Origin of the sequence: Mesorhizobium sp. M1169 (assembly GCF_040318345.1) — a bacterium.
Lineage (GTDB): Bacteria > Pseudomonadota > Alphaproteobacteria > Rhizobiales > Rhizobiaceae > Mesorhizobium.
This window is the reverse complement of sequence record NZ_JAMYME010000006.1, coordinates 105,079-125,401: the sequence shown is the minus strand read 5'-3', so window position 1 is coordinate 125,401 and position 20,323 is coordinate 105,079. Positions and strand designations below refer to the sequence as shown.

Sequence of the window (20,323 nt, the reverse complement as noted above, 5' to 3'; positions counted from 1 at the left end):
GCTTCGCCTCGTCTCAGAAACTGCCTGCCTTCGGAACTGACTTGTCCGCCTTCCGGTTCTTTTCGTCCATCCACAAATGCGTCGCTGTGCTGGCGCTGCTGCTGTTTGCTGCCGGCTGCACGACTGTCACGCCGCCCGACAGCGTGCTGGCGGTACCGGCGCCGCCGCAGAAATATGCCGCCATGGTCATCGATGCCGGCACCGGCAAGACGCTGTTCGAGGTCAACTCGACGGCGCCGCGCTATCCGGCGTCGCTGACCAAGATGATGACGCTCTACCTCCTGTTCGAGGCGCTGGACCAGGGCCGCATCAGCAAGGAGACGCAAATTCCGGTGTCGGACAACGCCGCCCGGCAGCCGCCGACCAAGCTGCGGTTCAGGCGCGGCGAGACCATCGACGTCGATTCGGCGATCCGCGCCATCATCGTCAAATCGGCCAATGACGTGGCGGTCGCCGTTGCCGAATATCTCGGCGGCAGCGAAGAGGCGTTCGCCGGCATGATGACCGCCAAGGCGCGCCAGATCGGCATGAGCAGCACCGTGTTCCGCAACGCCTCGGGCCTGCCGGACGGCGACCAGCACACGAGCGCGCGCGACATGGCGGTGCTCGGCATGGCGCTGCACGCCCGCTTCCCGCAGCATTTCCACTATTTCTCTGAAAGCGACTTCATGTTCCGCGGCAGGCTGGTGCGCGGCCACAATGACATGCTCGGCCGGGTGCGCGGGGTCGACGGCATCAAGACCGGCTACATCAGGGCTTCGGGCTTCAACATCGTCACCTCCTATAATGCGGACGGGCACAGGCTGATCATCGTGGTGATGGGCGCCGACAGCGCGCGCCAGCGCAACGACCACGTCGAGGCGCTGATCCAGCGCAGCCTGTTGCCGACCTCCGAGGCAAAGACGCGGCTGCTGTATGCCGAGGAGCAGTGATAGTTGAAGTCCGAGTGTTGACCGCGTGCGGGTTCAGGCGACAAACGCAGAGCCGCCGTTTTGCGCGACACTGCTGAGATACTTTGCCGGCGGCTTGCCAAGCGCTTTCTTGAACATGGTGATGAAGGCGGTGACCGATTCGTAACCGAGATCGGCCGAAACCTGCTGCACGCTGGCGCCGGAGGCCAGCTCGCGCATTGCGACGATCAGGTGCAGTTGCTGGCGCCAGCGCCCGAAGGTCAGCCCTGTCTCCTTCACCACGAGACGCGCGAGACTGCTCTCGCTGAGCGCGACGCGACTGGCCCATTCCGCCAGCGTGCTGCGATCGGCAGGATCTTGCGCCAACGCCGCCGCGATGCGCCTCAAGCGCGGCTCGGACGAGATCGGCAAATGCAGCTGCTGGACAGGCATGCGCGGCAGTTCGGTGAGCAGAGCCCTGGTCAGGAGCTCGCCCCTCGCGTCATCGTCCTCAACGCGATCCGTCAGCTCAATGATGAGCTCGCGCAGCAACGGCGAGATCGAAAGCGTGCAGCACCGGTCCGGCAGGTCGGTAGCTCCCGGTTCGATATAGACGAAGAAAATCCGGGCATTGGCGGTCGCGATATTGCTGTGCTCCATGTCGCCGGGAATCCACACCGCGCAATGCGGCGGCACCATCCACAGGCCGCTGGGGACGCGACATGTGACGCCACCGCCCAGCGCGAAGACGAGTTGCCCTTTGCGGTGGTGGTGGTCCGGCACCTCCGCCCTGGTTTCGGTAACGTCAACGCGCACCGCGATTGCCGGCGCGAGGACATCATCCGGATCGAAAGGCCAGGGGTAGCGAAGAGGCTGTCTCATATTGACTGATTTTGGCGATCGACTGCCAAGATATCTAAATTACTCAAACAGGAAAGTCGATAGTTTAGGGCCTTAAGTAACTCAGAAGACGGCAGGGCGGGTTTCAGTGCCCTGCTTGCGTTCTGAACGTCGGACCAACAAGCCCGGCGCACGAAAACAGGCTGGCGTCCGCCACGCAGCAAGAAGGGACGATACCAATGCTCGCCTTGGTCACATCTTCCGACAGCGCCACCGGGTTGCGGCTCGCCGAGCTTGGTGAGCCCGAGCCCGCCCCGTATGAGGCGCTGGTCTCGGTCCGGGCAGTCTCGCTGAACCGCGGCGAACTGCGCCTGCTCAACATCCGTCCGAACGGCTGGGTGCCTGGCCAGGACGTCGCCGGAATTGTCGAGCTCGCCGCGGCCGACGGCTCCGGGCCGGCCGTCGGCGCCCGGGTTGCGGCTCTGGTCGACGAGGCCGGGTGGGCCGAACGGGTCGCCGTTCCGACCGACCACCTCGCCGTCCTGCCGGACGACGTCAGCTTCGTCTCCGCCGCCACTGTTCCGGTCGCGGGCACGACCGCGCTGCGGACCCTGCGCCTCGGCGGCGACCTGGCCGGCCAGCGGGTCCTGATTACCGGCGCAAGCGGCGCCGTCGGCCGTTTCCAGATCCAGATCGCCCGCCAGCAGGGCGCGTCGGTGGTGGCGGTCGCCGCCGCCCGGCATGCCGGGGATCTCCGCGGCCTCGGAGCCGAGCGGGTCGTCGAAACGATCGAGCTGGCCGAAGGACTGTTCTCGTTGATTACCGAATCGGTGGGCGGCGATAGCCTCGCACACGCGATCGAACGGGTCGCGCCCGGCGGGACCGTCGTCATGTTCGGCTCGAGCAGCGGTGAACTGACGCCCATCGGCTTCCGCCAGTTCGTTCCGGGGCACGAAGGTGCGCGGCTGCAGACCTTCGCCTACTACGCTTCCGGTCCGGAGGTTGGCGCCGACATCGCCTCGCTGCTCGCGCTGATCGCAGCCGGCCGGCTCGAAACGCGGGTGGTCCTGACCGTGCCGTGGCAGGACGTCGGCCAAGCCCTCGACGCGCTGCGGCAGCGCAGCATCAGCGGCAAGGCGGTGCTTACCGTGACAGAATGAGCAGGCGCGGCCGCCGGGCGGGACGGTGTCTGTCTCCCCCGGGCTGCTACGGCAACTTGAGCCCGCTGGCGATTGCCCGTTGAAGCCGGCGCCTGCTTCCGCTAAGAAGCCGTGGCTGGCCGGTTTACCGGCTGGTTCGTTTTTGGGATCACCGATCCTGAAGGCACCCGTAGCTCAGCTGGATAGAGCGCTGCCCTCCGAAGGCAGAGGTCACAGGTTCGAATCCTGTCGGGTGCGCCAAATCTCAAATTGTCCAACCCGGAGACATGGGTTGCGGTTTATACCGGAGACATGGTGGACCGCATCCCTGGGTGAGACACCAATTAGGGACAGTTCCCCAGATTTTGGATTGCGTACGACCTCATAACGCAACGGTTAAGTAGGCGACCGCGGCAAGTCCGCTGGGGTCAAGCCTGTGTAAAAACGCCGTGGCCTGGTCCAATCAGATCCGTGGATCGTGTATTGTGATGGGACGTCGGGACCGAGGATCAGCGGATATGGACGAGGAGGGCTTGGCCGAGATCTCAGCCCGATATATTCGCTTCGCCGATACGGAAGCTCGCGGTCGCTCGCCGCTCTACGAGGAGTTGGCTCGGGCAGTCGCTGGGGATCGGGAGGCGCTCGGTTTCCTGTCGACTCTTCCGGACCTAAAGCGGCAACCGAACCTTCTACTTGCAGCGGTGCGTCACTTGTTCGGCACGCCAACAGGGTGGACCGAGCTTCGCCAGGCGCTTCAGGCTAATCCCGACGCTATCCGCTCGCTCATGCTCGAGCGCTCAACGCAAACCAACGAGCCGGGAAGATGCGCCACCCTGCTCCCCGTCCTGGCGCGTTTGCCGCAGCCGCTGGCCCTCATCGAGGTCGGGACCTCCGCAGGGCTCTGCCTCATGCCGGACCTCTACGGCTATGACTACGGACGCAAGGTGATCCGCGCACCTGCAATGGCCTTGGAGCCGCCTGTCTTCCGATGCCTCGCTAGCGAAACAACGCCATTGCCGACGGCCTTGCCGCAAGTCGTCTGGCGGGCTGGATTGGACCTGAGCCCGATAGATGCTTCGGACGACTCGCAAGTCGCATGGCTTGAGACACTGGTCTGGCCGGAACAGACAGCACGGCTTGCCAATCTGCGGGCGGCCCTAAAGATCGCTGCCACAGTCAAGCCTCGGGTGGTGAAGGGCGACCTGCGCGGGAGCGACCTCGTGCAACTCTGCAACGAAGCGCCAAACGACGCTACACTCGTCATCTTTCACACAGCCGTCCTCGACTATGTCTCCGACCTTGGTGACAGAGAAGCTTTCGCCGAGCAGGCGATGCGTCTCTCGCCTTATTGGGTATCGAACGAGTTCCCTCGCGTCTTCCCGTCCATCGCCAGACGCGCCGGAACAAGCTGGCCGCCTGGCCGCTTCCTCCTATCTGCGAACGGCTCCCCTGTAGCTTGGACTGACCCGCATGGCGCCTCGCTCGAATGGATCGCGGACGAGGCGTAGGCTATAGGTCGTGGATTGCCGTCCTTGGCCAGAGACGCCATCAGTTCTCAGTTTCATCAATGCTCGTCTGCCACTGCTTGCGTCTTGAATTCGCGGCAAGCGCCCTTCGGACTTGCTACCGGGCGGTTGAACCCAGGAACAGCGCGTTGGGCGCGCGAAGACCGCATCCGCAGTCGGGAACCACAGCTATCGGCAAGCCGTTTACGCTGCAAACCCGCCTGTCGATCCTCAGAGCCGGGCGAGTTCTCCGAGATCCACAAATTGGAGATTGATCATGACTAGCGCTGCCGACCGCGATCCGCGCCACCACACGCAGAAAATGCAGAAAAAGTTGGAGGAGGTGAAGCAGCACCTTCGCGAGGACATCGAGAAGGTCGATGAGCCGCAGCTGAAGGCGATGTTCGAGACGTCCGCCGAGGTGATCGGCGGTCTCCAGAAGGCGTTCCAGGACTATGAACAGAAGAATGAACCCGCTTGGCGTTAAACGGCTTCTTCGCGGGTAGGTTTCAAAGGAGCGCCCCCGTGCCTGCACCACCTGAAATGGATGTCGTCCTCGAAAAGCTGCCTTTGAGGATCGGCGCCTATATCCCCGACGACTTGCTGGAGGACTGGTTTGCGCCGGGAACCGGCATGAACCCGGTCAGCAAGGAGGCGCTTGCCGCCGCCAAGAACTACGGCTGGCGCTTCGAATGCGAGTTCAAGCACTACCCCGAACGCAAGGAAGGCGTGTTCTGGAAGTGGGTGCCGGCGATCTGACCGCCGCTGGACGGTTCATCGTTCCGCGGAAACGCAGAACCGGTCTATCGTATTGTTTGACGCAAATACCGGACGGAAAACCGCTTCACACTTTTCCTGGAATTGCTCAGCCTCCGCCTATCGGCGTCGTCACCTTGCCGGTTCCGCCGCATTCGGGGCAGGTGCGGCCGTCGATCATGCCTGACCCTGCACAGCGGCGGCAAATATTCTCGCCAGCGCCTGGAGTGCCTGCGGGGACTTCGTCCGTGTTGGTCTGACCGGCTTGCCGGGGCTTGCCCTGCAGCTTGTTTCTCAGCCGGGCGACCCAGCCTTCGTCGACCTCGAGCGGCCTGCTGCTATCGTCCGGCAGGCCTTCGCCGGATTGGCCGATGGTTTCATTGCGCGGCCGGTCGTTCGCGCCTGTCGTGATCTTCTGAGCCATTGCGTTTGCCTTTACGCCTTGCAATTTTCGAACGCCTCAGCTCCGCAGAGGTTCCGGTTCGACCGGCAGCCTTTCAGCGGGGTGTTTGCCGCACATTATCTATCCTGAACCCGGATTTCGGCCGCGCCGGCATGCGGGCAAGCGAGACGGTCATATCCTGATCAGGCACCTGGTAGGCCATCGACCGCGTCAGCAGGCGAACCGCTTCCATGATCAGCGCGACGGTGACGGCTTCTCCGGGGCAGCGATGGGTAGTCGCCGGATCTCCGCCGCCATGCGGGATGAAGTCGAAGCCGTGGGTTTTCCAGCTCAAGCCGCGCTCCGGGATAAATCGGTCCGGCTCCACAAACAGGCGCGGATCATGGTTGGTGCCGTGCAGGTCGAGCAGGACCCAGTCGCCTTGGTGGAAACGGTAGCCCTTCCATTCGAAGGGGTGGCGGGCGCGGCCGCCGATGAACGGGAAGAACGGGTAGAGCCGGCGAATCTCCTCGGCGAAGGCTTCCAGCCCGTCGTCATCGCCGGCGGCGAACTTGTCATACCATTGGCGGTGCTGGTGAAGCGCCAGCGCCGCAAACATGATGAAGCGGCCGATGGCGACGATTGGACGGATAATGTTGATGATTTCGACCGCGGCACTGGCAAGATCGAGCGGCATTCCCTCGGCATCGACATGTTCGCTGACCAGGCGGACCGGGCTGTTTGCCGGCAAATCAAGCGCGCCGCTTCGAACGCGCCGTACAAGCTCGCCGATAGTGCGTTCGGTCCGGCGTCGCCGCCACAGCGCCAGCACGGTCGACGGCCCAATGCCGCCGGCGTTCTCGACCATGCCGCTGAGCTCGCGGCAGAGTTCGGCGCGATCCTTGTCGGCGGGGATGCCGGCCCAAGCCGCTGCCGCCTGGGTCAGGACGAGGTTTACGGCGTCGAACAGGACGATCTCGTCACGCCGCTGCCAGTCTTCCAGCTGGTCGAGCCAGGCGCGACGGAAGGTTGCGCGGAGCCGCTCGATCTGGTCACCATCCAACAGGATCGACAGGAAAAGCGCGCCTTGCGGTGGCGGTGAGCGGCGCCGTCGAGCGCCTGGACGCTGCCCTTGTCCTGCAGCAGACGCAGCGTGGTCTGCGGCATCGCACCAATTCGGGTGAAGTGGTCGCCGCCATAAAACATCTCGGCAGCCTCGGCACCACGGACACAGATTGCCGGCCGCAGCATCAGGCGCGTCGCAAAGATGTCGGTGTTCATGCGCCGGCAGCGGGCCGAAATGAAGTCATAGCCTTCGCGCAGCAGGGCCAAGGTGCTATCGAATGCGGCGCGTGGAATGGGTTTTGCGGCATGATTGCCGCCGTCGGCATCGATCAGTTCACGTCTGTTCATGGCGTGCTCCCTGGCGTTGAAACTCCTCAACGCACGGCCGGCACTTTCGATCACTCGACTTTTTGACGGCTTTGCCGCGCCGCCCTTCGGCCGCGGCTGGCCAGGATGGTGGTCAGCGTGACCGGACGAAAATCCCAGCTGTCGACGCCGACGTCATACTGGCGCGTGACCGGGGTCAGCCTGCCGTGGGAATGGCCATGCAGGTCGATCGATTTCCTGCCGATCTGGTTCCAGGTGCGAAAAGGATAGTGGCAAAGGATCAGCAGGCTGCCGTCGAGCGCCAGCTCCTTGTAGTGTTGCGTGCTCGCCCAACCTGTGGCCTCAATGGTGGCCGCAGCATCGTTGTTGCCGATGATCAAATGCTTGCTGCCATGAAGAGACGCCAGAAGCGACGACACGAACGTGGCCGATCCCCTGGCAAAATCGCCGAGATGCCAGACCTCGTCGTCCGGGCCGACAGTCTCGTTCCAGAACGCAATGAGCGACCGGTCATGTTCCGCCAGCGAGCCGAACGGGCGGCTGTCGATGCGTAAAATGCGCGGGTCGCTGAAATGCGTGTCGGCGGTGAAGTAGATCATGCGCTGGAGCCTGTTTCGAACTGCCGATCTGGGCGCGTGGCGCACCAAGTCCATGTTGCTCTCCCGATGCTTGCTCAACCCGCTCGATCGCCGGTTGTTCCTGTAAGCGGGCCCAGGCGGTTTCCGCTCGTTGGCACTTTGAAACGGGGGAACTTTGAAATGAGACGCAGGTTAGAATGCTTGACGCTGATGCTCTGAAAGGACCTCGACGATGACCGACGCAGCACCTCTTGGGCGAAGCCCGGCTCAGGCGCGGGGCGATATCGACGCCGGGCGCGAAGGGGACAAGACCCCGGGCATCGATCCGGCTGCGGCTCCCATGGAAACGGACGCGGAATCCGCCGGCAACGCTCCGCCGAAGAGCCCTGCCGCGCGCCATGAAACGCCGAAGTTTACCAACCAAGCGAGCTATGCCAATGCGATGCGCCCGCTGAAGGATGAGCCCGACGTCCAACCGCGCAGATATGGGCCAGTCATGGTGATTGCCGCCATCGTCGTGGCCGCGGCGGTTTTCATCGGCGCAGCCGTGCTGCGCTGAATACCGCTGCCCCAGGTTCGGCGGCGCGATGGCTGGACATTTTGTTTCCGGTCCAGGGACCTTGCTGACGCGCCAAGTTCAGGCGCGATCGAGTCTGCTGCATAATGACCACCACCCATCAATTCTTTGCCCGTGACGCCACGACCGTGGCGCGCGACATGATCGGCGCCACGCTGCTTGTGCACGGCGTTGGCGGCGTCATCGTCGAGACCGAGGCCTATCGCCCGGATGACCCGGCTTCGCATGCTTTCGGTGGCAGGACGGTGCGCAACGGTGCAATGTTCGGCGCCCCGGGCAGCGCGTATGTCTATCGCTCCTATGGCCTGCATTGGTGCCTCAATGCCGTGTGCCTGCCCGGCAGTGCCGTGCTTATCCGCGCAATCGAACCGCGATTAGGGCTGGAGGTGATGCGGGCCAATCGCGGCCTTGACGATCCCCGGCTGCTTTGTTCGGGACCGGGCCGCCTTTGCCAGGCGCTGGCAATCGACAAATCCCATGACGGGCTGCCGCTGGACGTGCCGCCATTCGAATTCAGGCCGCCGGGCGACGCCAGCGCCGTTCTAACAGGCCGCCGGATCGGCATTTCCAAGGCTGTCGATGCCGAGTGGCGGTTCGGCCTGCGCGGCTCGGACTATTTGAGCCGCAGGTTCTGACGCCCGCGGCAGCGGCAGAGCAGCTGCCTGGCATCACTCGTCGGGTTTACCGAGATGCATGGGTGTCGCCTGCTGGCGGGCTTCCCTGGTCACCTCGTCGGCTCCGGCAGGTGAAATCCCTCGCAATGCCTTCGCAGCTACGGTCAGGCGCCCGCGATCATTGCCGAAGCTCTTGATCAGCTGGCGGACCTGGTCGGCCGTGACGCCGTTCTGTTGGGCAAAATACTCGACTTCACGGTCGTCTTCCGTAGAAACGCGGTCGCGCTCGCGGAAATCTCGCTTGCTCTTATCGTCGGCCATTTTTTCCTCCTGGTGGAGCGTCGCATCCATGGCAACGTGGGCAAGCGGCTTTCGTTGCCGCGATCGGGCGGACTTTTCCGCCGCCGTGCCGACTGACCAGGAACCATGAGGCGAGCAGCCGGTTTGGCTTGGATGCAGACATATTCGGCTACAATTCATACCGATGGAGAATACGATGACGCTCGCAAGCAAAACCACCGTAATTGCCGCGGCGCTGGCCATGTTGACCGCGCCGGCATTCGGCCAGACGAGCCCACCTGCGCCCGCCGCGCCGGCACCGGATCGTGGCGCCGAACCGTCGCCCGCAATGAGCGGGCAGAGCCAGGATGCCATGCGCGAAATGATGCGCCAGATGATGACTGAGATGCTGGAGGAGAGAATGCAGGAAGATCGCGCGCCCCGGGCAGAACGGCGAGGTCCCGACCGCTGGCATCGCGACTACAGGATGGGCCCACCTGAGGGAGGGTGGGAGATGGGAGGGCGCGGCGGCATTCCACGCGGGATGCATGGCGCGAAGATGCGAATGATGTTCGCCATAGTAGATGCGGACGGCGATGGCGCGCTTTCTCAAAGCGAAGTCCAGGATTTCGTCGGGCGAATATTCAACGCCGTCGATGAGGACGGTGACGGCAGCGTCGACATGCAGGAAATCCGGTCCTTCTTCCACGGAGGCGGCGCCGAGGATCAGGAGTAAGTCTCCTACCAGTCGGCAAGGAGGCCCTAGCGGCAGCGCCCCACGTCGACCGGGGAGGGCGAAAACCGTCGCTTGCAGATGCATTCCCTGGCTGGCCTTGCCAAGCCGAATGCCGGGTCGGAACAGTTCAAGACAGCAGGAATTCAATGGCTATGACAGAGAAAACTCCAACCATTGCCCGTGTCTGGCGTGGCAGAACCTTGCCTGAGAAGGCAGACGCCTATGAGAGCTACAACTATCAAGCCGGCATCAAGCCGCTGATCGAGAAGGCGCTGGGCGTGCAGACCTTTCGCGAGGACACGCCGACCCATTCGGAATTCGTGACGATTTCCTATTGGGAAAATGTCGAGGCGATGGCGGCGCTCACCGGCGGCGATCCGACGAGGATCCACCATCTCGAGCGGGACGAAGAGTTCCTGATCGAGCTGCCGTCGCGGGTGCAGGTGTTGCGCATCCGATCGAGTCACGGGCGGCTGGGATAGGGCAGCGCCGCCCGGTTCGGCCCGATCTAGGAAATCGCCGTCAAGTCGATTTCGGTGATGTGCCAGCGGCCGAGATTTGCGGTGTAGAGCTTGTCGCCCTTGAAGGCAATGTTGGTTGGGTGGGCGAGCGTCGTTGCCGCCGGATCCTCGATCAGCACCTCGAGCCCGCTATCCTTTCGCCAGCGATAGATACGGCTGGGCTCGTAGCATGAGATGAACAGCGACCCGTCCGGCGCCAAGGCGACGCCATCGGGAACGTTGCTCACGCCGTCCACGACGAGTTGGCGAGGTCCTGCCGTGCCGTCGGCACGGATCGGCACATAGCTGAGGCAGGCCGCATGGCTTTCCACGACGTAAAGCCCATCGCCACCCGGCGCCATCGCCATGCCGTTGGCGAAGGCCATGGTCTCGCTGCACCACAGGCCGCCTTCGCCGGTCTTCAAATCGTAGCGAAAAATGCCGGAGCGGTTGTCTTCGCCGAGGCTGTCCGACACGTAGAGCCAGCCGCGTGTCTCGTCGACGATCGGATAGTTCGGCACGCGGATGCCGGCCGAGGCGAAGCGCTGCATACCAGCCGTCGCGGCATCCCAGCGAAAGATCGCCGAATGTCTCAAATCGCATGCAAAACAGTTTCCCGCGCTATCGAAGGCGATGCCGAGCAGAAAGCCCTCCGTACCGCCCATGCGTTCGACCGAGCCGCCATCGGCGGCCAAGCGCAGCAGGTCGCCGGTTTCGGTGCCGCACCAGATCGAGCCGTCGCGATGGATGGCCACGCCTTCCGGATGGGCGATGCGCGGGCTGGTGAAGATGCCATCGAAGAAGACCCTCGCGGCCGACATTTCGAGCAACGGCTTTGCCATGCGCCGCCCCCCTTCAATCCGGTGCAGTATGCGACCGCTGTGCGGCGATGCAGCGCTCGACCATCCGCCGGTCGGTGGCCAGGATCTCGGCGATCAGGGCGCTGCGCTCCCTGGCGCTGACGAATTCGAGGCGCCGCAGGCCGAGCGGGTCGATGCGGTTTCGCAGGATGTCGAGCGTCTCGTTTGAGGGTAGCGCAACTTCGCGGCAATCGGCATCGAATGTCAGGGCAAAGCCGGTGGCATCCTGGAGCTGCTGGCGCGTCACGCACGGCATGGTCTCGATGACGGCCAATTGCCGGCTCTCCCCGTCGAGCCGAAACACGCAAAGGTCGGTGAACACCAATGCCGCGCCGGTCCGATAGCCCATCGGCTCGCGTTCGGCCTCAGTCAACAGGCCGCGCGCCGAGCTGGCAATCTCGACCGTCTCGACCAGCGACTGCACGGAATGGCGGGGGACGTAGAGCAGATAATCGCGATGCATGTTGGCGACGTCGGCCATGCCGCCTTGCCCGGGCAGCCGGATAAGGCTGCCGTCACACTTGCGCAGCGCAATGGTGTTGACGCGCCCACGGCGGTCGACCTGCGCGGCACCGACGATCTCATGCGTCACCGCGCCGGCCTGATAGTAGGTCGAATAGGTGTCGTCGCCGCCGGCATGCGCCACCGCCGTTTCGCAATCGAGGCTTTCGATCAGCGACAGGATCATCCGGCTCGGTGCTATGTCGAGATGGCCGCAACTCATGGTGGCGATGATCATGTCCGGCGCGTGCGTCGCTTTGGCCAGCCGGTAGGCGACATTGGCGAGCGGCGACACCGCGCCGGCACTGGCAAAGCTCTCATTGTCGAGCTCAGCGGCGATGCGGGCGGCGATGATCTCGTCGATGGACGCCTCCTTGTTGCCGTGCACGAGCCTGGGCATTGCGAGGACTGTTTCAGCGCCGACTTTTGCAGCGTCTTGAACCCGCTCCGGCACGCCTTCCGAAGGCATGCTCAGGCTGTCCGACAAAGGTATTTCCTTGGCCGCGAACGCCTCCGCCAACGCTTGATAATCCGTCACATAGAATGGCAGGCAGGAGGCGGGATAGGCGCCGCCTGGTGCCAGCGCGATCGCCGACACCTGGTTGCGGGTCAAAATGCTCTGCCGACCATCATGCCGCAGCCCTCCGACCGGGACGATCTCCTCGACCGTCACCAGCACCTCGCGCGCCGCGCCGGCCATGGCGAAATCGAGCGCTCGTGGTCCGATGATCTGGACATTGCCGCTCTCGTCGGCACGCTGGGCATGGACGACGAACGTATCGAGCCGCAAGGCCGGGATGATCCCGGTCGTGGCTCCCACGATCGGATCGGGCACGGCGATCGCACCCGGCACGCGCGCCAGCATGTCCGAACCCTCCGGAAGCTGAAACGGCATCGACGGCAGGTTCTGCTGCCCCGCCCGCAGCGCCTGGATCATGGCCAGCGCCGTCCAGTCGCGGACCGGCACGGCATTGGTCTCGGCAGCCGCGCGGAAGCGCGGCGGCAAGCCAAAAATATCGAGGCTGGAAAAGCAGATATCAATCTCCGCCACGGCATTCGCTTCGAGAAGCAGTTCGAGCGGCAGGCCGCCGGCCCAGCAGACATAGCGAAGATCCTTGACGCCCAAGCGGGCGATGGCCCGCAACAAGGCGATCGGCAGCCGGGCAAAATGATGGCCACCGACACCGAAGACGTCGCCGCCGCCGACCATCGCGGCCAGGCCCTCGACATCGGTGAAGCGCGGCCGGTTTTGCTTGACCAGGGATGTCATTGCCCAGCCTTCGGCCGCGCGGCGCTTTTTTCGGCGAACGCCTTCACCCGCTGCTGGCCGGTCTCGCTACGATAAAGCCCGCCCAGTACGTCGCGCTCCATGGCAAGGCCTTCCGCCAAGTCGCCCGACACGGCGTGCGCCGTCAGCGCCTTCAATGCCTCGATCGCGGCAGCCGGTTCGGCGGCTATCATGCCGGCGAGTTCCAGCGCCCGCGGCATCAGCTTTTCGGCGTCGACGACCTCGTTGACCAGCCCGGCGGCGAGCTCGGAAGCCGGCACGATGGCGCCGGTCATCAGCAAAAGGTTGGAGCGGTTGCGGCCGAGCTTCTGGACGCCGCGCTGCGTGCCGCCGCCGCCCGGGACCAGCCCGAGCTTGATCTCGGGCAGGCCGAGCTTCGCGAACTGGTTGGCGATGACGATGTCGCAGCACAGCACCAGCTCCATGCCGCCGCCGAGCGCAAAGCCGTTGACCGCGGCGATGACCGGCTTGCGGTTGTTCTCGACCGCCGCATACATGCGCGTGCCGGCGGCCTGGAAGGCGTCGAACTCGATAGCCGTCTGGGCAGCGTATTCCTTGATGTCGGCGCCGGCCATGAAGCCGCGCCCCTCGCCGGTCACCACGATCGCGCCGACGCCGTCATCCTGCGACAGCGCCTCGAAAACCTCGGTGATCTCGCTTTGCATCAGCCGGTTCATGGCGTTGAGCTGATCGGCGCGCCGGAAGGTGACGACTGCGACGCGCCCGGATATTTCCAAGCTGAGTGTCTGGTAAACGCTCATCGTCAGGCAGCATCCACGGTCATATCGCCGGACGCCTCAAGCGCTGCAATCTCGCCGCTGGAGAGGCCGAACTCGGCCAGTATCTCGCGGCCATGCTGGCCGACCAGCGGTGCCGGCCGCTCTATGGTAGCCGGCGTCTCGCTCATCTTGACCGCCGGCGCGACCACCCTGACCTTGCCGCCGCGCGGATGATCGTAGCTGGTGATCATGCCCAGGTGCTTGACCTGCGGGTCCTCGGCTGCGCGCCTTATGTCCTTCACCTCGGCACACCAGATGTCGGCTGCCAGCAGCCGCGCCAGCAGGTCCTGCGTGGCAAACTTCCTGGTTTCGGCGTTGACCTTGTCGAACACCTCGTCGCGCCTGTCGAACAGCGTCTTCAGATCGTCGTAGACAGCAAGCTGCGGCGCCTCCAGCACTTCATACAGCGTCTTGAACGGGCTCATGGCGATCGACACATAGCCGCCGTCCTTCGCTTCATAGACGCCGAACGGCGCCTGCATGCCGGGGTGGCCGATGCCGGACTTCGGGCGCACGAAATCCTCGCCGAGATTGAGCACGGCGACATATTCCTGATTGAGATGCGCCAGCATGCCGGCGAGCAGATTGACCTCGATCTTCTGGCCCTTGCCGGTCTTCTCGCGATAGTAGAGCGCCGACAGGATGCCGTAGACCATGTTCATGGCGCCGATCTGGTCGGCCAGGCCGGCACCGGCCGGAACAGGAGCCTGATCGCCGCGGCCGGTGTTGGAGATCAGCCCGGACAATCCCTGGATCAGCATGTCCTGGCCGGGGCGCTCGACGTAGGGGCCCTCCTCGCCATAGCCGGAACCCGAGCAATAGATGATGGCGGGATTGACCGCCCTGAAATCCTCGTAGCCATAGCCGAGCCTGGCGAGCACGCCGGGGCGGAAATTCTGCACCACCACATCGGCCTTCTCAGCCATGTCCATGATGATGGCATGCACCTTGCGACTTTTCAGGTTGAGCGCGATGGAGCGCTTGTTGCGGTTCCAGGCGAGGAAATTCGGGCTTTCGGAGCCGCCGACCCATTTGGCGAAGAAGGTCATGCCGCGGAACATGTCGCCGGCGCCGGCACGCTCGATCTTGATGATGTCGGCGCCCATGTCGCCGAGCAGCTGCGTGGCGAACGGCCCTTGCAGCAGATGGCTGAAATCGAGAATGCGGACGCCTTCGAGGGCTTTGTTCATTTCATGTCTCGTTGGTTGTCAAAGCAGGTCGGGTACGTAGCGGGGTGCCGCGGTGAGGCCGCCGTCGACGCGCAGGTCGGTACCGGTGGTGAAGCCGGCGGCGTCGGAGGCCAGATAGACGGCGGCTTCGGCCACCTCGGACGGTTTGCCGATGCGGCCGAGCGGATGCATCTTGACCCAGGCCTTGGCGAGATTGCCGCCGATCTCCTTGACCAATTTGTCGTTCATCGGCGTGTTGATGGTGCCGGGCGAGATCGAGTTGACGCGGATGTTGAGCGGGCCGAACTCGACCGCCATCTGGCGCGTCATCGCCATCACCGCACCCTTGGCGCCGGCATAGGCGGTCCAGCCGTCGAGCCCGATATGCCCTTGTGCCGAGGCCATGTTGATGATCGACCCCGATTTCTGCGCGATCATATGCGGCAGCGCATATTTGCAGCCGCGGAACACGCTGGTCAGGTTGACCGCGATCAGCCGGTGCCACTGCTCGTCGCTCATTTCGTGAACCGGCATGCCGCCGATGGCGATAGCGGCATTATTGACGAGAATATCGAGATGGCCGGTCTTGCCGACGGCAGCGTCGATCAGGGCGGCGATGTCGGCCTCCTCCGCCACGTCGCAATGGATGTAGTCGGCGCGGTGGCCGGCGGCGCGCAGCTCGGCTGCGAATTTTTCACCCTTCTCGTCGGCGATGTCGCCGAGGAAGACGTGCCCGCCTTCCCTTGCCATCGCCTCGCTGATCGCGTGGCCGATGCCGTCGGCGGCGCCGGTGACGATTGCGGTTTTCCCTTTGAGACGATCCATATCAGCCTCCAATGGCGTGCCGGCGCTTTGCTTCGTCGAAGGCGACGGCGGCAATGATGATCATGCCGGTGATGACCAGTTGCCACTCGGTCGGCAGGCCGAGACCGCGCAGCCCGTTGGACAGGAACTGCAGGATCAGCACGCCGAGCGCCATGCCGGTCAGGCTGCCTATGCCGCCGGCAAGGCTCACCCCGCCGAGCACGGTGGCGGCGACGACCTGGAACTCGAAATTCAGCCCGGCCGTATGCTGCGCCGAACCGACGCGGGCTGCCAGGATGATGCCGGCTACCGTCGCCAGCAGCGCGCTGATGATGAAGCAGCTGAACTTGACGCGGCGCACGTCGTAACCCGCCAGCCGTGCCACTTCCGGATTGCCGCCGACGGCATAGATCTGCCGCCCGAACGGCCGGTGCTGCATCACGTAGGCGAAGACGGCGAGCAGGACGATGGCGATGACAGCCGAATAGGGAACGACGTTGAACAGGCGGCCGTCCGACAGCGCGATGAAGCTGTCGAGCGCGGCGTCGTCTGGAATAGCACGCTGGCCGGTATAGAGATAAACGCCGCCGCGCATGATGAACATCGTGCCCAGGGTCACGATCAGCGAGTTGATGCCGGCATAGGCCGTCAGATAGCCATTCACGACGCCGATGATCAGCCCGAACAGCAGCGCGCCGCTGATGCCGAGCACAAGCGAGTTGGTGTCGTTCATGATGATGATCAGCGGCAGTGCGATCGTCGCCAGCAGCGAGCCGATCGAGATGTCGACCTCGCCTGATATGAAGACGATGGCGCAGCCGATGCCGGCTGTCAGCGCCAGCGAAGCCTGACCGAGCACATTGGTGATGTTGCGCACGGAGAAGAAATTCTCGGCGGTGAAGGAAAAGAACGCGATCACCAGGATGAGGCAGAGGAGCAATGCCAATTCCTGCCGCGCGACGAGCCGCGCCAGCATGGACGGCCCAGCTTTCACGGTGTCGGTGCTTGCCAGGCTCATCGCTTGGTCCCTTTGCGAAGCGTCATCGTCTTAGCCGATTGCCGCATTGAGGATGTTCTCCTGCGTGGCCTCGTCGCGAGGCATGATCGCGGTGAGGCGGCCTTCGCACATCACCACGATGCGGTCGGCAAGCCCCAGCAGCTCGGGCATTTCGGACGTCATCATGACGACCGCCAGGCCTTCGCCGGCGAGCCGGTCGATGAGCGCAAAAATCTCCGACTTGGCGCCGACGTCGATGCCGCGGGTCGGCTCGTCGACGACGATCACCTTCAGGCCTCGCATCAGCCAGCGCGAGATCAGCACTTTCTGCTGATTGCCGCCGGACAGGTTCTTGACCTGCTGGAACAGGCTGGGCGTCCGGATGCGGAAACGGTCGACATAGTCCTGCACCGCCTTGCGTTCGCTGACCTTGTCGACGAAGCCCATTCTGGCGAAGGTGCCGAGTGAGGCGAGGCTGGCATTCTGGTAGACCGGCAACTCTCCCATCAGCCCCTCGCTCTTGCGGTCCTCGGTGAGCAGGCCGATGCCGAGCCGGACGCCGGTGTGCGTTTCGTGCGGCAGCAGCCGGCTGCCATCGACCGAAATGACGCCGGAAGTGATCGGGTCGTAGCCGACGATGGCCTTGGCGAGCTCGGTCCGGCCGGCCCCCATCAGGCCGAAGAAGCCGAGGACCTCGCCGGCATGCGCCTCGAACGACACATCCTTCAGCTTCTTGGCGGTGCTGAGCCCTTCAACGGAAAGCGCGACCTTGCTGCCCGGCGCGCCGCGCTTGCGAGGGAACAGGTTTTCGATGCGACGGCCGATCATGTCCTGGATCAGCGTGTCGTTGGTGTGCTCGCCGATCGGCCTGGTCGAGACGTGGCGGCCGTCGCGCAGCACGGTCACGGTGTCGGCGATCTCGAAGACCTCGTCGAGCTTGTGGCTGACATAGAGCACCGCGATGCCGAGCGCGGCCAGCCGGCGGATGACGGTGAACAGCAGCGAGACCTCGTTCGGCGTCAGCGAGGAGGTCGGCTCGTCCATCACCACGACGCGGGCCTCATGGGCGAGTGCGCGGGCGATCTCGACCATCTGCTGCTGGCTGACCGGCAGCGATCCCGTCCGCGCCGCCGGGTCGACATTGAAGCCGATACGCTTGAACAGAGCGGCCGCATCGGCACGGATCTTCTTCCAGTCGATCGAGCCGCCTTTGCCGGTCGGATAGCCTTCGAGGAAGATGTTTTCGGCGACGCTGAATTCGGCGATCAGCGCGATCTCCTGGAACACCACCTTGATGCCCTCTTTCAGGCTATCGCGCGGCGACTTGATGTCGGCCTCGCGGCCGCGCAGGCGGATGGTGCCGGCATCCTTGCCGTAGACCCCGGCCATGATCTTGATCAGCGTCGACTTGCCGGCGCCGTTCTCGCCCATCAGGGCATGGATTTTGCCGGGTTCCAAGGTCAGATCGACATTGTCCAGCGCCACCACGCCGGGAAAACGCTTGCCGATACCGCGCATCTCCAGCGCCGGCACGCTTTTGTCGACAGCCACGGTTTCGCCGGGGTGAAGGAAATCAACCGACATTGGCTCTGTTCCGCACGATGTCGAGATAGGTCGCCAGGATGATGACGATGCCGGGCACCACCATCTGCAGGTCCTGGTTCCAGCCGAGGATGATGATGCCGTTGTCGATGACCTTCAGCACCAGCACGCCCAGCAACGTGCCAAGCAGCGAGCCGCGGCCGCCAAGCAGGCTGGTGCCGCCGAGGATAACGGCGGCAATCACCGTCAGCTCGAAGCCGCGGCCAGCGGTCGGCTGGCCGGCATTCATCAGCGACGACAGGATCATGCCGGCGACGCCGACGCACAGGCCGGTGACGACGAAGGCGAACAGTTTCAGCCGTTGCGAGCGCACGCCGGAGAGACGAACCGCGCGCTCGTTGGCGCCGACAGCGTAGAGATAACGGCCGAGCGTGGTGAAGCGCAGCGTTGCCGCGGCCAGCGCGAAAATCAGCGCGGCAACGACCACGGGCAGCGGGATAGCGCCCATATAGCCGGCGCCGAGATCGGTGAAGCCGGCAAGCCGGTGGTGGTTCTGCACCGCCTCGCGGGTGAACAGGTAAACGCCGCCCTGCAGCATCATCATGGTGCCGATGGTGGCAATCAGCGAGTTCACCTTGAGGCTGGTGACGACGAGGCCGTTGAACAGGCCGACCGCGCCTGAAAAGGCGAGCGCCGCCAGCAGCCCGAGCGTCAGGCTGTGCGTTGAATTGAGCACGGCCATGCCGATGCAGCCGACAAAAGCCAGCGACGCACCGACCGACAGGTCGACTTCCGCAGTGATGATCAGCATCGTCATGCCGGAGGCAACGATCAGCACCAGCGCGCATTGGCGCAGGATGGCGATGATGTTGGCCTCGGAATAGAATTGCGGCGCGGCAATCGAAATGGCGATGCAGAGCACGGCCAGGATCACGCCGAGCACCAGCTGGCTGCTGCCCAGCAGCTGGCCGCCGATGAAACGCCTTGGCGCAGAGGATTGCGTAAGCTCGCTCATGTCCATTTTATTTCCGGGCCCGTATCGGTGCCGTCGCCGTCTGGAAACTGCCGGCCAAAACAGGACGGTTGCCCTGTTTTGCCGTTCGGCATATCCGATCCGCCGCCCTTCCCGCCGTGCGGGAAGGGCTACCCGGAATCCTTACTTCTTCAGATCGGCGGAAGTTTTCATGCATTTTTCCGGTGGCTGAAGCGCATTGACGGCATCCCATTTGATTTTGCGTGTGGTGCCATCGTAGTCGTAGAACTTCTTCCAGTCGTCGCCGTTCATCGGCGCGGTCGGGCTGACAATGTGTTCCGGCACCTCTTCGCCATTGAAGAGCTTAACCGCTGCATCGATGGCGGTGTAGCCTTCCTTTTCCGGGAACATCGCGGCCTCGATGCGGTAGGACGGCTCGTTCTGCATCGCATTGATGAAGGCGAGGCCTTCGCCGCCGGTGCCGACAGTCAAGAGGCCGTCCTGCGACTTGCCGGCCGCTTTCCAGGCTTGAAGGCCGCCGAGCGAGGAGGAATCGTTGATGCCGTAGATGATGTTGATGTCGGCGTTCTTGGCAAGAGCCGCCGAAGAGACTTCGAGTGCGCGATCGGGATTGCCACCGCCGTCGAGGTCGTGGACCATGACCGCGTCGGGGATGATGGTCTTGAGGCCATCCATGAAACCCTGCGACCGCAGCACGGTGGCGGACAGCAGCGGCAGGCCGACATTCATCACCTTGGCTTTGGCTTCGAGCTTTTCCTTGGCGTATTTGCCGGCTTCGACGCCGGCGGTGTAGCCGGTGTCGTAGTCGCAGATCGCGACCATTGTGGTCATGCCCTTGACCGGATTGCCTTCGAGCACGACCGGAACGTTGTTGGATTTCGCCTGGCGCAGCAGCGGCACGACGCCTTCCTCGTTGACGGGCGTGATGATCAGGACGTCGACGCCCTTGGCCATGAAATCTTCGGCGGCGGAGACCTCCTTGGCAACGTCCAGATTGGCGTCCTGCACCTCGAGCTCGATACCGAGTTCCTTGGCGCGGGACTGCATGCCCTTGATGACGTTCTGATACCACTCATGGGTGGCGTAGTTGGTGACGTAGCCGATGCGCTTCGGCATGTTTTCGGCGTGTGCCGCGGCGGCGCTCAGAGCAAGCACCGCCGCCGAGGCAAACAGCATCGATTTGGACCAGTTCATGTTTCTC

Annotated in this window: 24 protein-coding genes and 1 tRNA gene; 10 read left to right on the top strand and 15 right to left on the bottom strand. The window is 63.9% G+C overall.

What is annotated here, in order from left to right:
* The first annotated feature begins 41 nt into the window (after nucleotides 1-41).
* Nucleotides 42-932, top strand: a complete 891-nt coding sequence (locus NKH41_RS08720) for a D-alanyl-D-alanine carboxypeptidase family protein (protein ID WP_352744800.1) — start codon at nucleotides 42-44, stop codon at nucleotides 930-932.
* A 33-nt stretch (nucleotides 933-965) separates the two neighbouring features.
* Here the strand turns inward: NKH41_RS08720 and NKH41_RS08715 are convergent, their stop codons facing one another.
* Nucleotides 966-1,772, bottom strand: a complete 807-nt coding sequence (locus NKH41_RS08715) for an AraC family transcriptional regulator (protein WP_352691389.1) — start codon at nucleotides 1,770-1,772, stop codon at nucleotides 966-968.
* A 197-nt stretch (nucleotides 1,773-1,969) separates the two neighbouring features.
* Between NKH41_RS08715 and NKH41_RS08710 the strand changes: the two genes are divergently transcribed.
* The 5 genes from NKH41_RS08710 (at nucleotide 1,970) to NKH41_RS08690 (ending at nucleotide 5,133) form a co-directional block, all read left to right on the top strand.
* A complete protein-coding gene (locus tag NKH41_RS08710; protein WP_352771128.1) occupies nucleotides 1,970-2,890 on the top strand; it encodes a zinc-binding dehydrogenase in 921 nt (306 codons plus the stop codon).
* A 163-nt stretch (nucleotides 2,891-3,053) separates the two neighbouring features.
* Nucleotides 3,054-3,130 (top strand) — tRNA-Arg (locus NKH41_RS08705).
* A 257-nt stretch (nucleotides 3,131-3,387) separates the two neighbouring features.
* A complete protein-coding gene (locus tag NKH41_RS08700) occupies nucleotides 3,388-4,377 on the top strand; it encodes a DUF2332 domain-containing protein (protein WP_352771126.1) in 990 nt (329 codons plus the stop codon).
* 274 nt (nucleotides 4,378-4,651) lie between these two features.
* On the top strand, nucleotides 4,652-4,861 hold the full coding sequence (locus tag NKH41_RS08695; protein ID WP_352474763.1) for a hypothetical protein: 210 nt from the start codon (nucleotides 4,652-4,654) through the stop codon (nucleotides 4,859-4,861).
* 38 nt (nucleotides 4,862-4,899) lie between these two features.
* Nucleotides 4,900-5,133: a hypothetical protein gene (locus tag NKH41_RS08690; RefSeq protein WP_352539901.1), complete on the top strand. Its 234-nt coding sequence runs from the start codon at nucleotides 4,900-4,902 to the stop codon at nucleotides 5,131-5,133.
* A 106-nt stretch (nucleotides 5,134-5,239) separates the two neighbouring features.
* On the opposite strand, the gene NKH41_RS08685 is transcribed toward NKH41_RS08690, so the two are convergent.
* The 4 genes from NKH41_RS08685 to NKH41_RS08670 form a co-directional block, all read right to left on the bottom strand.
* Nucleotides 5,240-5,554, bottom strand: a complete 315-nt coding sequence (locus tag NKH41_RS08685) for a hypothetical protein (RefSeq protein WP_352540042.1) — start codon at nucleotides 5,552-5,554, stop codon at nucleotides 5,240-5,242.
* Between the two features lie 73 nt (nucleotides 5,555-5,627).
* The gene (locus NKH41_RS08680) at nucleotides 5,628-6,575 is read right to left on the bottom strand and encodes a cytochrome P450 (RefSeq protein WP_352771124.1); all 948 of its coding nucleotides are present in this window, start codon (nucleotides 6,573-6,575) and stop codon (nucleotides 5,628-5,630) included.
* Nucleotides 6,467-6,925: a cytochrome P450 family protein gene (locus tag NKH41_RS08675; RefSeq protein ID WP_352771122.1), complete on the bottom strand. Its 459-nt coding sequence runs from the start codon at nucleotides 6,923-6,925 to the stop codon at nucleotides 6,467-6,469. The genes NKH41_RS08680 and NKH41_RS08675 overlap by 109 nt, the downstream gene beginning before the upstream one ends.
* A 50-nt stretch (nucleotides 6,926-6,975) precedes the next feature.
* Nucleotides 6,976-7,503, bottom strand: a complete 528-nt coding sequence (locus tag NKH41_RS08670) for a metallophosphoesterase (protein ID WP_352771153.1) — start codon at nucleotides 7,501-7,503, stop codon at nucleotides 6,976-6,978.
* Nucleotides 7,504-7,714: 211 nt separating this feature from the next.
* Between NKH41_RS08670 and NKH41_RS08665 the strand changes: the two genes are divergently transcribed.
* Both NKH41_RS08665 and NKH41_RS08660 read left to right on the top strand, forming a co-directional pair.
* Entirely contained in the window at nucleotides 7,715-8,041 is a 327-nt protein-coding gene (locus tag NKH41_RS08665) for a hypothetical protein (RefSeq protein ID WP_352771120.1), read from the top strand.
* Between the two features lie 104 nt (nucleotides 8,042-8,145).
* A complete protein-coding gene (locus tag NKH41_RS08660) occupies nucleotides 8,146-8,694 on the top strand; it encodes a DNA-3-methyladenine glycosylase (protein WP_352771118.1) in 549 nt (182 codons plus the stop codon).
* Nucleotides 8,695-8,727: 33 nt separating this feature from the next.
* Here NKH41_RS08660 and NKH41_RS08655 read toward each other — a convergent pair whose 3' ends face one another.
* Nucleotides 8,728-8,994, bottom strand: a complete 267-nt coding sequence (locus NKH41_RS08655) for a DUF3606 domain-containing protein (RefSeq protein WP_352771117.1) — start codon at nucleotides 8,992-8,994, stop codon at nucleotides 8,728-8,730.
* Nucleotides 8,995-9,169: 175 nt separating this feature from the next.
* Between NKH41_RS08655 and NKH41_RS08650 the strand changes: the two genes are divergently transcribed.
* A complete protein-coding gene (locus tag NKH41_RS08650; protein ID WP_352771115.1) occupies nucleotides 9,170-9,688 on the top strand; it encodes an EF-hand domain-containing protein in 519 nt (172 codons plus the stop codon).
* Between the two features lie 152 nt (nucleotides 9,689-9,840).
* Nucleotides 9,841-10,170: a hypothetical protein gene (locus tag NKH41_RS08645; RefSeq protein ID WP_352771113.1), complete on the top strand. Its 330-nt coding sequence runs from the start codon at nucleotides 9,841-9,843 to the stop codon at nucleotides 10,168-10,170.
* A 26-nt stretch (nucleotides 10,171-10,196) separates the two neighbouring features.
* Here NKH41_RS08645 and NKH41_RS08640 read toward each other — a convergent pair whose 3' ends face one another.
* The 9 genes from NKH41_RS08640 to NKH41_RS08600 form a co-directional block, all read right to left on the bottom strand.
* Nucleotides 10,197-11,030: an SMP-30/gluconolactonase/LRE family protein gene (locus NKH41_RS08640; protein WP_352501148.1), complete on the bottom strand. Its 834-nt coding sequence runs from the start codon at nucleotides 11,028-11,030 to the stop codon at nucleotides 10,197-10,199.
* 13 nt (nucleotides 11,031-11,043) lie between these two features.
* Nucleotides 11,044-12,819 carry a CoA-transferase gene (locus NKH41_RS08635; protein WP_352771111.1) on the bottom strand — a complete coding sequence of 592 codons (1,776 nt, stop codon included), beginning with the start codon at nucleotides 12,817-12,819 and terminating at the stop codon, nucleotides 11,044-11,046.
* A complete protein-coding gene (locus NKH41_RS08630; RefSeq protein WP_352771109.1) occupies nucleotides 12,816-13,598 on the bottom strand; it encodes an enoyl-CoA hydratase/isomerase family protein in 783 nt (260 codons plus the stop codon). The genes NKH41_RS08635 and NKH41_RS08630 overlap by 4 nt, the downstream gene beginning before the upstream one ends.
* Nucleotides 13,599-13,600: 2 nt before the next feature.
* Complete coding sequence (locus NKH41_RS08625; RefSeq protein ID WP_352769354.1) at nucleotides 13,601-14,806, bottom strand: CaiB/BaiF CoA transferase family protein; 1,206 nt, start codon at nucleotides 14,804-14,806, stop codon at nucleotides 13,601-13,603.
* Between the two features lie 18 nt (nucleotides 14,807-14,824).
* A complete protein-coding gene (locus tag NKH41_RS08620) occupies nucleotides 14,825-15,610 on the bottom strand; it encodes an SDR family NAD(P)-dependent oxidoreductase (RefSeq protein ID WP_352771107.1) in 786 nt (261 codons plus the stop codon).
* Between the two features lies 1 nt (nucleotide 15,611).
* Nucleotides 15,612-16,607, bottom strand: a complete 996-nt coding sequence (locus NKH41_RS08615) for an ABC transporter permease (protein ID WP_352771105.1) — start codon at nucleotides 16,605-16,607, stop codon at nucleotides 15,612-15,614.
* Between the two features lie 30 nt (nucleotides 16,608-16,637).
* On the bottom strand, nucleotides 16,638-18,170 hold the full coding sequence (locus NKH41_RS08610; RefSeq protein WP_352771104.1) for a sugar ABC transporter ATP-binding protein: 1,533 nt from the start codon (nucleotides 18,168-18,170) through the stop codon (nucleotides 16,638-16,640).
* Entirely contained in the window at nucleotides 18,160-19,143 is a 984-nt protein-coding gene (locus tag NKH41_RS08605; protein WP_352771102.1) for an ABC transporter permease, read from the bottom strand. The genes NKH41_RS08610 and NKH41_RS08605 overlap by 11 nt, the downstream gene beginning before the upstream one ends.
* Nucleotides 19,144-19,284: 141 nt before the next feature.
* Nucleotides 19,285-20,316 carry a sugar ABC transporter substrate-binding protein gene (locus tag NKH41_RS08600; protein ID WP_352473034.1) on the bottom strand — a complete coding sequence of 344 codons (1,032 nt, stop codon included), beginning with the start codon at nucleotides 20,314-20,316 and terminating at the stop codon, nucleotides 19,285-19,287.
* Nucleotides 20,317-20,323: the final 7 nt, after the last annotated feature.